General features: G+C 73.5%; 11 protein-coding genes. 1 reads left to right on the forward strand and 10 read right to left on the reverse strand.

Going from position 1 to position 13,640, the window contains the following annotated elements:
- A partial coding sequence (locus MCAG_RS07800) for an ROK family protein (RefSeq protein ID WP_083802224.1) occupies window positions 1-1,076 on the forward strand: 1,076 nt, incomplete at its 5' end.
- 88 nt (window positions 1,077-1,164) lie between these two features.
- On the opposite strand, the gene MCAG_RS07805 is transcribed toward MCAG_RS07800, so the two are convergent.
- The 10 genes from MCAG_RS07805 to MCAG_RS07845 all read right to left on the reverse strand — a co-directional run bounded on the left by MCAG_RS07805 (window position 1,165) and on the right by MCAG_RS07845 (window position 13,581).
- A complete protein-coding gene (locus MCAG_RS07805) occupies window positions 1,165-2,175 on the reverse strand; it encodes a sugar phosphate isomerase/epimerase (RefSeq protein ID WP_007072419.1) in 1,011 nt (336 codons plus the stop codon).
- A 262-nt stretch (window positions 2,176-2,437) separates the two neighbouring features.
- Window positions 2,438-4,150, reverse strand: a complete 1,713-nt coding sequence (locus MCAG_RS07810; RefSeq protein WP_036372783.1) for a ThuA domain-containing protein — start codon at window positions 4,148-4,150, stop codon at window positions 2,438-2,440.
- Between the two features lie 62 nt (window positions 4,151-4,212).
- Window positions 4,213-7,086: a carbohydrate-binding protein gene (locus MCAG_RS07815; RefSeq protein WP_050777906.1), complete on the reverse strand. Its 2,874-nt coding sequence runs from the start codon at window positions 7,084-7,086 to the stop codon at window positions 4,213-4,215.
- Between the two features lie 305 nt (window positions 7,087-7,391).
- Entirely contained in the window at window positions 7,392-8,471 is a 1,080-nt protein-coding gene (locus MCAG_RS07820; protein ID WP_036372787.1) for a polyprenyl synthetase family protein, read from the reverse strand.
- Window positions 8,472-8,485: 14 nt separating this feature from the next.
- Complete coding sequence (locus tag MCAG_RS07825; RefSeq protein WP_036372789.1) at window positions 8,486-9,877, reverse strand: alkaline phosphatase family protein; 1,392 nt, start codon at window positions 9,875-9,877, stop codon at window positions 8,486-8,488.
- Window positions 9,874-10,431, reverse strand: coding sequence for a hypothetical protein (locus MCAG_RS36170; protein ID WP_369751305.1), 558 nt, complete (start codon window positions 10,429-10,431; stop codon window positions 9,874-9,876). The genes MCAG_RS07825 and MCAG_RS36170 overlap by 4 nt, the downstream gene beginning before the upstream one ends.
- Window positions 10,341-11,063 (reverse strand): hypothetical protein, encoded by a 723-nt coding sequence (locus tag MCAG_RS36175; RefSeq protein WP_369751306.1) that lies wholly within the window; start codon window positions 11,061-11,063, stop codon window positions 10,341-10,343. Before MCAG_RS36175 ends, MCAG_RS36170 begins: the two co-directional genes overlap by 91 nt.
- Complete coding sequence (locus MCAG_RS07835) at window positions 11,063-11,944, reverse strand: TatD family hydrolase (protein ID WP_007072424.1); 882 nt, start codon at window positions 11,942-11,944, stop codon at window positions 11,063-11,065. Before MCAG_RS07835 ends, MCAG_RS36175 begins: the two co-directional genes overlap by 1 nt.
- A 2-nt stretch (window positions 11,945-11,946) precedes the next feature.
- Window positions 11,947-12,594 (reverse strand): EboA domain-containing protein, encoded by a 648-nt coding sequence (locus MCAG_RS07840; protein ID WP_007072425.1) that lies wholly within the window; start codon window positions 12,592-12,594, stop codon window positions 11,947-11,949.
- Between the two features lie 33 nt (window positions 12,595-12,627).
- Window positions 12,628-13,581, reverse strand: a complete 954-nt coding sequence (locus MCAG_RS07845; protein WP_007072426.1) for a sugar phosphate isomerase/epimerase — start codon at window positions 13,579-13,581, stop codon at window positions 12,628-12,630.
- Window positions 13,582-13,640 lie beyond the last annotated feature (59 nt).

A 13,640-nucleotide genomic window follows, 5' to 3' on the forward strand; every position in this document is an offset into this window, starting at 1 on the left:
GGGCGCGGCTCGTCGCGGAGCTCGACCGCCTAATCGCCCTGCGCCTGGTGGAGACCGCCGGCCCGGCCGCGTCCCGGGGCGGTCGCCGTTCCTCGCTGCTGCGCATCGCCGGCGGCGTCCGCTTCGCCGGGATCACGATCGGCCCCCGGGAGATCGACGTCGCGATCACCGACGGGGAACTGAGCGTCCTGGCCCGGCACCGCGAGCCCGTCGACGTCCGCCTCGGCCCGGAACCGACCATCGCCCGTACGCTCGAACTGCTCGGCAAGGTCCGTGCGAACCTGGGCCTGGGCCGGCTGACCGGGGTGGGGGTGGGCCTGCCCGCCCCGGTCGCGTTCCGCGAGGGGGCCCCGATCTCCCCGCCGGCCCTGCCGGGCTGGCACGGGTACGGCGTCCGCGACGCGCTCGCCGCGGAGCTGGGCTGCCCGGTGCTGGTCGACAACGATGCCAACGCGATGGCACTCGGCGAGCAGCACGCCGGCACCGGTCGCGCCTTCGACGACTTCCTGTACGTGAAGCTCGGCACCGCCATCGGCTGCGGCCTGGTGCTCGGCGGGACGCTGCACCGGGGCGCCACCAGCGGCGCGGGCGGCATCGCCCACCTGCGGCTCGACGAGGAGGGCCCCACCTGTGCCTGCGGCGAGACCGGCTGCCTGGAGGCGTACTCCTCGGACGAGGCCCTGGTCCGGGAGGCGCTCGCGGCGGTCGACGCCGGGCGGTCGGCAGCGCTGGCCGCCGGGCTGGCCGAGACGGGCGCGCTCACCGTGGCGGACGTGGGGCGGGCGGCGGTCGTTGGCGACGCCGCCGCACAGGCGCTGGTGCGCGAGGCGGCCCGGCGGCTCGGCCGCGTCCTGGTCGGGCTGGTCAACTTCGTCAACCCCGGCATCGTGATCATCGGCGGGGCCCCCGTGGGCCTCGGGCCGACGATGCTCGCCGAGATCCGGTCGGTGGTCTACCGGCGGTCACCGCCGCTGGCCACCGGCAGCCTGCCGATCGTCCTGTCCGACCTGGGCGACACCGCCGGCGTGGTGGGGGCGGCCCGCCTGGTCAGCGACGGCGTCTACGCCGCGCCCTGACCGGCGCACGGCGCTGACACCGGCCGGCCGGGGCGGGCGCCGGCTCCGGTCGGGCCCGCGCGGGGTCCGGCCAGAGCCGGCGACGGGCTCAGTCCCGGTTGCTGCTGAACGCCGCGTCAAAGGCGGCGGACGGGGCGTCGAAGGCGAGCCGCCGGACGAACTGCAACGCCTCGGGCGCACCCACCAGCCGGTCCATCCCGGCGTCCTCCCACTCCACGGAGATGGGCCCGGTGTACCCGATGGCGTTCAGCGCCCGGAAGCAGTCCTCCCACGGCACGTCGCCGTGGCCCGTGGAGACGAAGTCCCAGCCCCGGCGCAGATCGGCCCAGGGCAGGTGGGACGCCAGCCGGCCGCGCCGGCCGTCGCCGGTGCGCACCTTCGCGTCCTTGCAGTCGACGTGGTAGATCCGGTCGGCGAAGTCGAAGATGAAGTTCACCGGGTCCAGCTCCTGCCAGACGAAGTGCGACGGGTCCCAGTTCAGCCCGAACGCGGGCCGGTGCCCGATCGCCTCCAGGGTCCGCTTCGTCGTCCAGTAGTCGTACGCGATCTCGCTGGGGTGTACCTCGTGGGCGAAGCGCACGCCCACCTCGTCGAAGACGTCCAGGATCGGGTTCCACCGGTCGGCGAAGTCGGCGTACCCCCGCTCGATCATCTCCGGCGGCACCGGCGGGAACATCGCCAGGGTGTGCCAGATCGACGAGCCGGTGAACCCGACGACCGTGTTTACGCCCAGCTTCGCCGCCGCCCGGGCGGTGTCCTTGATCTCCTCGGCGGCCCGCTGGCGGACCCCCTCCGGCTCACCGTCACCCCAGATTCGGGCGGGCAGGATGCCCTGGTGCCGCTCGTCGATCGGGTGGTCGCAGACGGCCTGGCCGACCAGGTGGTTGGAGATCGTGAAGACCTTCAGGTTGTGCTTGGCGAGGGTCTGGAGCTTGCGGTCGACGTACGACTCGTCGGCGAGGGCCCTGTCGACCTCGAAGTGGTCGCCCCAGCAGGCGATCTCCAGCCCGTCGTAGCCCCACTCTGAGGCGAGCCGGCAGACCTCGTCGAACGGAAGATCGGCCCACTGGCCGGTGAAGAGCGTGATGGGTCGCGCCATGAGTCCTACTCCCCTGTCGTGTTGATGGGGGATTCCGTGTGCTGACCGGGGCGAGGGTGACCGGGCCGGGCCGGTGCGCGGCGGCCGGGGCGGGGTGCCGGTGGGCGCGGGCGAGCGCCTGGGCCCAGCGGGTTGCGCCTCCCGCCGGGTCACCGGCAACCGCGTACGGTCGCCGACGCTCACTCTATGGCTGCCCCGCGCGGTTAGGAAGGGCCCCCTGTGCAACAGAATGCGATAACAAGGGGCCCTTCCTTACACCTAGCTAGGGCAGGGTCCACTTCTGGTTGGCCCCGCCGTGGCAGGACCACTGGTTGACGGCCGTGCCATCGGCGGAGTTGTTGCCGGAGACGTCCAGACACTTGCCCGACTGCGTGTTGCGCAGGCTCCCGTCGGACTGCGCCGCCCACCGCTGCGCGCCACCGCCGTTGCAGGTCCAGAGCTGCACCTTCGCCCCATCGGCCGAGGAACCGCCGTTGACGTCCAGACACTTGCCCAACGACCGGATCGTGCTGTCCCCACCCACCGTCCACTGCTGACCAGCGGCACCGTTGCAGGTGAACAACTGGACCTGGGTGCCGTCGGCCGACGACCCGTTGCGCACGTCCAGGCACTTGCCGGCCAACCCGACGATCCGCCCGGTGCGGGTCGGCGGCGGGTTCGTGGTGCCCAGCTCCTTGATGCGGATGTTGCGGAACGACACGTCGTCGCCGGGACCGTGGTTCTGGATGCCGACGTAGCCGGCGAGCGAGCGGGCCGGGTCGGTGTTGGTGAAGTCGTTGATCTTCACACCGTTGAGCAGGACCTGGAGCCGCTCCCCCTCGACCAGCAACTCGTAGGTGTTCCACTCCCCCGGCGGGTTGAGCGCGGCGTCGCGGGCGGCCAGGTCGGCGGACTTCACCGCGTAGATCGCGCCGGTGGTGCGGTCGGCGGCGTCGGTGGCGTCGATCTGCACCTCGTAACCGTTGGTCATCGCCGAGTTCGGGTCACTGGAGGCGGGGAAGCCGATGAACACCCCGGAGTTGTCGTCCCCGGCCACCCGCCAGTCCAGCTTGAGCGAGTAGTTGGTGAACTGCTTCGCGTTGTACCAGTACAGGCCGAGGCCGTCGTAGGAGCTGAGGGTGGCGTCGGTGTTGGTGAACCCGCCCGGCCCCGCCTGGGTCCAGCCGGTCGTGGAGCCGTTGTAGAGGGCGGTGTAGCCGGTTTCGGGCCGGCAGTCGGCCTTCGTCCGGCCGGCCGCGTACCGGATGCCGCCGAGCAGGTGGGCCCGGAACGCCGGCTCCGAGTAGGACGACTGGGTGTGGCCGCCGCCGGTGTAGAAGGACCGGCCGCCGCTGTACGTCTTGCACCAGGCGTGCGGATGGTCGCCGCCCATCGCCCCGCCGGAGTACGACGACTCGTCGAGGCTGGCCAGCACGTGCGCGGTGGAGCGGGCGTTGGTGCGGTAGTCGTACCACTCGTCGGTGCGCGTCCAGGTCGGGCCGAGGTGCGCGGTGGCGGCGTGCGCCCGGTCCTCCACCTTCACCCGAGCCTGCTGGATGGCCGGGTGGGAGGCGAACCAGGCGCCGACGAGGTTGCCGTAGAACGGCCAGTTGTACTCGGTGTCGGCGGCGGAGTGCACGCCGACGTAACCGCCGCCGGAGCCGATGTACGCCTCGAACGCCGCCTGCTGGGTGTTGTTGAGCACGTCGCCGGTGGTGTTGAGGAAGATCACCGCCCGGAAGCGGGCCAGGTTGGCGGTGGTGAACTGGGCGGCGTCCTCGGTGGCGGTGACGGTGAAGCTGTTGGCCGCGCCGAGCTCGCGGATGGCCTGGGTGCCCACGGCGATGGAGTCGTGCCGGAACCCGGCGGTCTTGGAGAAGACCAGCACTTCGTACGGGGCGTCGGCGGCCGACGCCGGGGTGGCCGGGGTGGTGCAGGCGAGCACGGCCAGGGCGGCGGCGGCCGCGCCGAGGAGGGGGCGGAGGAGTCTTCGCATGTCGTTCTCCTGGGTGTGGTGGCGGTGCGGTCCCCCGCCGGGGCGGGGGACCGCAGGTGTGCCTAGGGCAGGGTCCACTTCTGGTTGGCCCCGCCGTGGCAGGACCACTGGTTGACGGCCGTGCCATCGGCGGAGTTGTTGCCGGAGACGTCCAGACACTTGCCCGACTGCGTGTTGCGCAGGCTCCCGTCGGACTGCGCCGCCCACCGCTGCGCGCCACCGCCGTTGCAGGTCCAGAGCTGCACCTTCGCCCCATCGGCCGAGGAACCGCCGTTGACGTCCAGACACTTGCCCAACGACCGGATCGTGCTGTCCCCACCCACCGTCCACTGCTGACCAGCGGCACCGTTGCAGGTGAACAACTGGACCTGGGTGCCGTCGGCCGACGACCCGTTGCGCACGTCCAGGCACTTGCCGGCCAACCCGACGATCCGGCCCGTACCAGTCGGCGGAGGCGTGGTGCCGGTGTTCAGGGTGAACGAGTCCACGTCGAACAGCGTCCCGGAGCCGCCGGCGAAGGTGAGATAGAGGGTGGTGGTGCCGGTCGGCGGGTTGGTGATCGACCCGTTGACGGTGGTGAAGCTCTCCCACGATCCGGTCACCGGGACGGCTACCGAGCCGAGCACCGTGCCGGTCGGCGAGCCGGTCCGGATCTGGAGCGTGCCGCCCGCGCCGGCGGAGGAGACCCGGGCGCTGAACGAGGTCACGTTCCCGATCCGGTACGGCTCGAAGGCGATCCATTCCCCGTTCTGGATGTCGCCGACGGTCTTGCCGCCCTCGGCGGTGGTCTTGTCGTAGGTGCCGATGCCGGACGAGGTCTTGAAGTGCTCGGCCTGCCGGTGGCGGGGCTGGAGGATGTGCTGGGTGTGGGTGGTCAGGCCGCCGGCGTCGGTGTACTCGGCGTCGAAGACGGCGAAGATGTTCGCCGCGTCGTCGTGTTCGCCGTCGACCGGGATGGTTATGGTGCCGGAGCAGCCGTTCTGCGAGGCGATCTGGTGACCGTGCTGGTCGTGGCCGAGCACGTAGGTCATCTTGACCTTGGCGCAGTCGATCGTGCCGTCCTCGGGGTCGGTGACGGTGATGCTGAACGGCACCGCGTCACCGAAGGAGAACAGCGAGCCGTTGCTCGGCGCGGTCACGGCGACCGTCGGGGCGGTGTTGCCGACATTGATCACGACGCTGGTGGAGCCCGGCGCGCCCTGCGGGTCGCGCACGGTGAGCGTCGCGGTGTACGACCCGTCCGCGGTGTACGTCTTCGTCGGGTTGGCCGCCGTGGAGGTGGTGCCGTCGCCGAACGCCCACGAGTAGGTCAGCGCCGCGCCCTCCGGGTCGGAGGACCCGGCGGAGGAGAAGTTGACGGTCAACGGCGCCGGCCCGGAAGTGCGGTCGGCGCTGGCCCGGGCGACCGGCGCCCGGTTGCCGACGCCGACGTAGTCGAAGCGGTACAGGGCGGAGTTGGCGTCGCCGTTGTAGTAGCCGGTGCCGTAGTCGAGCACGTAGTACGCCCCGTCGGGGCCGAACGCGGAGTCCATCACCTGCTTGCCGACCCAGGGGAAGCTGTCGATGGTGCCGGGCGACCCGTCGGTGTTGAGGTGGATCGGCTTGATCCAGCCGCGGCCGAACTCGGTGGCGAAGAACTGCCCGTCGAAGGACTGCGGGAACTTCGTCGCCGAGGGGTTGGCGGGGTCGAACCGGTAGACCGGGCCGGCCGCCGGCGACTCGGAGCCGGTGCCGAACGCGGGCGGGCTGCCGGAGTCGCCGCCGTACTTGATCCAGGAGGGCTTGGCCGGCGGAAGGGTGCTCAGGCCGGTGTTGCGGAACGAGTTGTTGGTCGGCCCGCCGGTGCAGTTGAACTTCGGCCCGGTGGAGTTGGTGGCGAAGTTCCACTCGTTGTACGTCTCGGTCGTGGTGTTGGTGCCGGTGCAGTACGGCCAGCCGTAGTTGCCGGGGCCGGTGACCCGGTTGAACTCGACCTGGCCGGAGGGACCCCGGTTGGGGTTGGTGCTGCCGGCGTCCGGCCCGTAGTCGCCGACGTAGACGATGCCGGTGGCCTTGTCGACGCTAATCCGGAACGGGTTGCGGAAGCCCATCGCGTAGATCTCCGGGCGGGTCCGCGCGGTGCCGGGCGGGAAGAGGTTGCCGGCCGGGATCGAGTAGGTGCCGTCGGCGTTCACCTTGATCCGCAGGAGCTTGCCCCGCAGGTCGTTGGTGTTGCCGGCGCTGCGCTGCGCGTCGTACGCCGGGTTGCGGTTGGTGCGCTCGTCCAGCGGCGAGTAGCCGGCGGAGTCGAACGGGTTGGAGTCGTCGCCGGTGGACAGGTAGAGGTTGCCGGCGGCGTCGAAGTCGATGTCGCTGCCGACATGGCAGCAGATGCCCCGGTCGGTCGGGACGTCCAGCACGTCGACCTTGCTGGACTGGTTGAGGGTGAAGTCGGCGTTCAGGGTGAAGCGGGACAGCCGGTTGACGCCCTGCCAGGCGGAGAAGTTGGTGCCGGTGGCGGGCGCGTCGCCGCCGGGGGTGGACAGCGGCGGCGCGTAGAAGAGGAAGATGTGGCGGTTGGTGGCGAAGTTCGGGTCGACCCCGAGGCTCTGCAACCCATCCTCGTCGTGGGTGTAGACGGGAATCGTGCCGATCACCCTGGTGGTGCCCGAGGCGTCCGTGCGGCGCAGCGTGCCGTTGCGGGCGGTGTGCAGCACCGACCGGTCCGGGAGCACGGCCAGCGACATCGGCTCGCCCATCTCGTTGACGCCGCGGGCCAACTCGACCTGCTGGAAGTCGCTGGCGACGATGGTGTGCGCGGCGGCCGGCGTCGCCGAAACGGCGACTGCGGTGGCGGCGGTGACCACCGTGAGCAGGGCGGTGCCCGCCGCCCCCCAGCTCCGCACTGGACCGTGGTGACCGGTGGGGCGGCGGTGGTTTCGAATTCTTCTGTACATGCAGGGGTGCCCTCTCTGGCCGGTGGTGGGGGGCGCGTCGCCGCGCCGGATGCCGCGGCGGACGGCCCTTCGGCGCACCGGGGGGGTCGTGCCTCGGCGGGCTGCGATCGTCGACTGCAACGGGACCGTCGGCACAGGGGACGGGATGGTGGCCGTCAGTCGTCGGCGAGGGCACCGCGCCCACTGGAAACACCTCGTCGAACCGATTCGTAGCAGATTCACATTAGTCGATACTCATAGATGTGTCGAGGATGTTTCGACAATTGGCCAGCGGGGTCCGGCCGGTGGCCGACGTCTGGCCGGCGTCAGACCGTCCGGATGACCGTGCGGGCAGCCAGCCCGGCGAGCGCCTCCCGGGCGGCGGGGACGAGCGGCGCGTCGGCCAGAGCGCGCAGGCCCGCCTCGGCGCGGACCCGGATCATCCGCTCGATCTCCTCCCGGGCGCCCGTGGCCTCGATGATGGCCCGCAGCTCGGCGGCACCGTCGTCGTCCAGTTCGGGGTTGCCGAACAGCTCCCGCAGCCGGGCGATCTGTGCCCGGTCCGCCGCCTGCCGGGCCAGCGCCATCATCACCGTCGGCTTGCCCTCGCGTAGGTCGTCCAGGATGGACTTGCCGGTGATCTGCGGATCGCCGAAGACGCCCAGCACGTCGTCGCGGAGCTGGAAGGCGTCCCCGAGCGGGTCGCCGAACTCGGCCAGCGCCGCCGCCAGCTCCGGCGGGCCACCGGCCAGGGCCGCGCCGATCTGCAACGGCCGGGTCACCGTGTACCGGGCGGCCTTGAGCCGGATCACGGTCAACGCGCTGGCCACCGAGCCGTCGCCCACCCCGGAAACCAGGTCCAGGTACTCCCCCGCGATCACCTCGGTGCGCATCAGCGCGAACACCGCGTACCCGCGCAGCAGCTCGTCGCGGCGCAGCCCGCACTCGTGGAACATCTGGTCCGCCCAGGCGGCGCAGAGATCGCCGCAGAGCAGGGCGGTGTTGCGCCCGTACGCCTCCGGGTCGCCCCGCCACGCGGAGCGGGCGTGCAGGTCGGCGAAGAGGCGGTGCACCGAGGGCGCACCCCGGCGCCGGTCGCTGCGATCCAGGATGTCGTCGTGGATCAGCGCGAAGGCGTGGAACAGCTCCAGCGCCGCCGAGGCGACCAGGATCGGGCTGCCGTCTTCGCCGCCGTCCTCCCCGCCGGCGCCCCGCCAGCCCCAGTAGCAGAACTGCGGGCGAAGCCGCTTGCCGCCGGCCAGGACGAACCGGTGCAGGGCGGTGAAGACGCCCCGGGGCGCGCCGTCCGGCCAGTCCGGGGCCTGCCGGTCGAGGAAGGCGGCCAACTCGGCGTCGACCCGGGTCCGCAGCCCGCACGCGTCGGTGGACGCGACCGTCACCGTCATGGGTTCCTCCCCGTTCACCGGTGGTGCGTCAGGCCGGCCAACTCCAGCAGCAGCGCCTTCACCTCGGTGGCGGCCACCGCGTCGCGGGCCGGGCCGGGATCGGAGCAGAGCAGCACTGGGCCGTCCGCCGGGTCGGCCGGCAGCCGGCCGTGCGACCCGCGCACCGCCCGCGCACCGGCGTCCAGCCCCACCGCGCTCATCAGATACCGCATACCCAACTTCTTGCGGGCCAGGGCGGTGGCGGCCCGCCGCTTCGCCGCGCCCGGGGCGGCCGGGTCGAAGAACAGCTCCGCAGGGTCGTACCCGGGCTTGCGGTGGATCTCCACGAGCCGGGCGAAGTCGGGGGCGCGGGCATCGTCGAGCCAGTAGTAGTACGTGAACCAGGCGTCCGGCTCGGCCACCAGCACCAGCTCGCCGCTGCGGGGATGGGCCAGCCCGTACGCGGCCTGGCCGTCGGCGTCCAGCACCTCGGCCACCCCGGGCAGCGCGGCGCAGAGCTTCGCCACCGCCGGCACGTCGGCCGGGTCGCGGACGTAGACGTGGGCGATCTGGTGGTCGGCCACGGCGAACGCCCGGGACGTCCACGGGTCCAGGTACTCCATGCCGGCCTGGGTGTGCACCCGCAGCAGCCCTTCGGCGCGCAGCAGCCGGTTGACGTCCACCGGGCAGGCGACATCGGTGATGCCGTACTCGGACAGGGCCACCACCGTGGCGTCGCGGGCCTGGGCGGCGTCGATCAGCGGCCCGAGGACCTTGTCCAGCTCCGTCGCCGCGGCGACGGCCTGCGGCGAGGACGGCCCGAACCGTTGCAGGTCGTAGTCCAGGTGCGGGACGTAGACCAGGGTCAAATCGGGCGCGTGGTCGGCGAGGATCTCCTCGGCCGCCCGGCAGATCCACGCCGACGACGGCAGCCCAGCCCTCGGCCCCCAGTAGGTGAACAGCGGGAACGTGCCCAGCTTCGCGGTCAGCGCGTCGTGCAGCTCGGGCGGGTCGGTGTAGCAGTCCGGCTCCTTGCGGCCGTCGGCGTAGTAGACCGGGCGGGGGGTGACCGTCCAGTCCACGTCCGCGCCCATGGCGTACCACCAGCAGACGTTGGCCACCGTGTAGCCCGGCTCGGCCCGGCGGGCGGCCTGCCACAGCTTCTCCCCGCCGACCAGCGCGTTGTGCTGCCGCCAGAGCAGCACCTCGCCGAGGTCCCGGAAGTACCAGCCGTTGCCGACGATGCCGTGCCCGGCCGGTGGCTCGCCGGTGAGGAACGTGGACTGCACCGAGCAGGTGACCGCCGGCAGCACCGTGCCCAGCGACGCGGTGAACCCGCCGTCGGCCACCGACCGCAGCCGGGGCATGTGGGCCAGCAGGCGCGGCGTCAGGCCCACCACGTCCAGCACCACCAGTCTCCTGCTCATCGCAGCACCCCCGTCCCCTGTGGTGTGAGACCCACGGCGACCAGTTCGTCGCGGGCAAAGGCCAGCTCGGCGGCGATCCCGGCCGCCAGCTCCGCGGCGTCGCGGGGCCGCCGCGCGGCCGGCAGCACCCCCCAGGTGTACGTCTCGACGTCGAGGTGGTCGCAACCGGCGACCGGGCCGGCGAACAGCGCGCCCAGCGCGGCGCGCAGCACCGGCACGGTCGCGGTCAGCGGCGGCTCGGGCGGGGCGTGCAGCGGCACGTGGTAGTGCACCCGCCAGGCGCCGGGCAGCCGGGCGTCCAGGGCCGCGTCGAGGTCGTCGGCGGCGTGCGCCGGGTCGGCCGGGTCGGCGGCGTCCGCGCAGCCGGCGGCGCGGGTCTGGTGCAGGAAGCGGGGCTCCACCCAGCGGCGCAGCGCCTCCGCCGCCCCGGCCGGGGCCTCGATCGCCGCGGACACCTGCACCTTCACCACCGGCAGCCCGGCGGCGGCGAGCCGGCCCAGGGCGGCGGCCGGTTCCTCCCAGGCGCAGAGCCAGGTGAGGCCAGGTCCAGGCAAGATGCCCAGCCGTTGCGGGTCGGTGCCGGCGAGCAGGGCCGGCGCCCTGGCCGGTGGACTCCACCACGCAGCCCGGCTCCGGTTCGAACCCGACCGCACGACCCCGGCCGGTGTCCCGCTCGATCCCGGCCAGCCCGGCGTTCCAGCGCGTCGAGACGCCGCCGTGCGGCGTCGGCCTGGCCCGCGTCCCACGGGGTGCGCCAGGCCAGCGGCAGGGTGGACACCGAGCCCCGCGGGGCGTCGGCGGGCAGCAGGTCGGCCAGCACCCTGGCCAGGTCCAGGGTGTACGCGAGCCGCTCGGGCGTGGTCCAGTCCGGGTGGTACACGGCGTGCTTGACCACCGGGGCCTGGAACGCCGCGTACGGGAAGCCGTTGAGCGTCACCACCTCCAGCCCGCGCGCGGTCAGCTCGGCGCGCAGCCGGCGGCGCAGGCCCTCGTCGGCGGCGAGCGCGGCGGCCACCGGGGCGGCCAGCCACAGCCCGAGCCCGAGCGGGTCGGCGTCGAGGGCGCGGCGCACCGGGACGGCGTAGGTGTCCAGTTGGGCGAGGATGCCGGCGAGGTCCTCGGCGGGGTGCACGTTGGTGCAGTAGCCGAGGTGGACGGTCTCGCCGCCGCCGTGGCGCAGCCGCATCAGCTACCGCCGCGCAGGATCGAGTTGCCGGCGAACGTGCCGCCCGGCGGCCCGGCGGCCCCGGCCGGGGCGTCGGCGTCGTCGAGGCCGGTCAGGTCGAGCCGGCCGGACTGGCCGTAGAACTCGGCCGGGTTGCGCCACAGCACCCGGTCGACGTCGTCGTCGGTGAACCCGGCCAGCAGCATCGCCTCGCCGGTGGCCCGGGTGAGCAGCGGATCGGAGCGGCCCCAGTCGGCGGCCGAGTTCACCAGCATCCGCTCGGTGCCGTACAGCCGCAGCAGCTCCACCATCCGGGGCGGGGACATCTTGGTGTCCGGGTAGATGGAGAAGCCCAGCCAGCAGCCGGTGTCCCGGACCAGCCCGGCGGTCACCTCGTTGAGGTGGTCCAGCACGACCCGGCCCGGGTCGATGCCGGACTCGGCGACCACGGCGAGGCTCCGCCGCACGCCCCGGGCCTTGTCCCGGTGCGGGGTGTGCACCATGGCCGGCAGGTCGTGGGCGACGGCCAGGGCGAGCTGGGCGGCGAACGCCTCGTCCTCTTCCGGGGTCATCGAGTCGTACCCGATCTCGCCGACCGCCACCACGCCGTCCTTCTCCAGGTAGCGGGGCAGCAGGTCGAGCACGGGCCGGCAGCGCGGGTCGTTGGCCTCCTTCGGGTTCAGCGCGATGGTGGCGTGGTGCCGGACGCCGAACTGCCCGGCCCGGAACGGCTCCCACCCGATGATCGAGTCGAAGTAGTCGGCGAAGCTGTCCGGGCTGGTGCGCGGCTGGCCCAGCCAGAACGCCGGCTCGACCACCGCCCGGATCCCGGCGGCGGCCATCCGCTCGTAGTCGTCGGTGGTGCGCGAGGTCATGTGGATGTGCGGGTCGAAGATACGCATGGTCACGCCTTCCGGGCGTCGGACGGTACAGCGGCCGGGCTCACGGCGGGCGACGCGGTGGTGGCGGTGAGCCGGTCGAGCAGGGCAGCGGCGTCGGCCGGGACGTCGCGGCCGGCGGCCCGCCGCTCGGCGGCGAGCGCACTCAGCATGGCGGCCAGTTCGACGTCGGCGCGGGCGTCGAGGTCGTGCACCGCGGCCAGTGGCACGCCGACGAAGACGCACTTGAGCACGGCCTGCCGCCAGGCGGCCGGGTCCAGGTGCCGGGCGTACGGGCCGAGGGCGGCGGCGAGCAGCCGGGTGTCGTTGGTGCGGATCGCGTCGTGCAGCAGCGGCACCCCGGCCGCGCCGACCGGCAGCAGCGGCAGGGCCCGCAGCACGGCCCGCTTCTCGGCGGCGTCGCCGTGCCGGTACACGTCGGCGGCGTGGCCCGCGTGGTCGGCGGGCAGCGCGGCCAGCAGCAGCGCTCGGGCGGCCTCGTCGGCCGTCCAGCCGGGGGCGTCGGGCAGCGGGTCCCGGCCGCAGCGCCGGGCAGCGGCGGCGAACCAGCGCGGGATCGTGGCCGGCTCGGCCGCGACGCGCTCGATCGCCGCGTCCAGCCACTCCGGGTCGGGCACGCCCCGCAGCGCGGCACGTAGTCGTTCGGGGGTCATCCCGCTCTCCCTTCCGAGCTGGTAGGACGGTGCTCAGCCACCGCCGGGGTGGTCGGACGGTTCGCCGGGCTCGGTGGCGGCGCGGCCGGCGGCGGCGCGGCCGGCGGCGGCGCGGAGGAAGTCGAGGGACCGGGCGGCCACCTGCGGCGCGGCGTGCGAGTGCCGGGGCAGTTCCACGGCGACCAGCCCGGCGTAGCCGACCTCGGCGAGCGCCGCGAGCACCGGCGGGAAGTCGATCTCGCCGGTGCCGAACTCCAGGTGCTCGTGCACGCCCCGGCGCATGTCGTCGATCTGCACGTTGACCAGGTGCGCGCCGACCGACCGGACGCAGTCGGGCACGTCGTCCGGCTCCAGGCACCGGCAGTGTCCGATGTCGAGGGTGAGCCCGAACGCCGCCGGGCGGCCCAGGGCGGCGTGCAGCCGCCGCCAGCCGGCGATGTCCTCGACCAGCATCCCGGGCTCCGGCTCGAAACCGAGCTGTACCCCGGCGGCGTCGGCCGCCGCGCAGACGGTGGCGCAGCCGGCCACGAGGCGGTCCCAGGCGACGGCCGGCGGGACGTCGGCGGGACGTACCCCGGCCCAGTAGGAGACCGCCTCGGCGCCCAGGTCCGCGCCGACCGCGACGGCCCGGCGGAGGAACTCGATGCGGCGGGACGGGTCGTCGTGCAGCAGGGTCGGCGCGTGCTTGTGCCACGGGTCGAGCAGGAACCGGGCCCCGGTCTCGACCACCACGGCGAGCCCCAGCGCGTCGAGGCGGCGGGCCACGGCGGCCGTGCGGCGGGCCAGGTCGGGGGCGAACGGGTCGAGGTGGTCGTGGTCGAGGGTGAGCGCCACCCCCTGGTAGCCGAGGTCGGCGACGACGCCGAGCGCGTCGTCGAGCCGATGGTTGGCGAAGCCGTTCGTCCCGTAGCCGAACCGCAGCCCGGTGGGGCCGGCCGGCACGGCGGCGGCGCGGCGCTCGGGTCGCCCCGGCTCGACGGCGGTCATGTCGGGGACACCTTCCGGGCCAGCCGCCGGCCCAGCGGCGCGGCAGCGGCGACCGCCAG

This window comes from Micromonospora sp. ATCC 39149 (genome assembly GCF_000158815.1).
Classification (GTDB): Bacteria; Actinomycetota; Actinomycetes; order Mycobacteriales; family Micromonosporaceae; genus Micromonospora.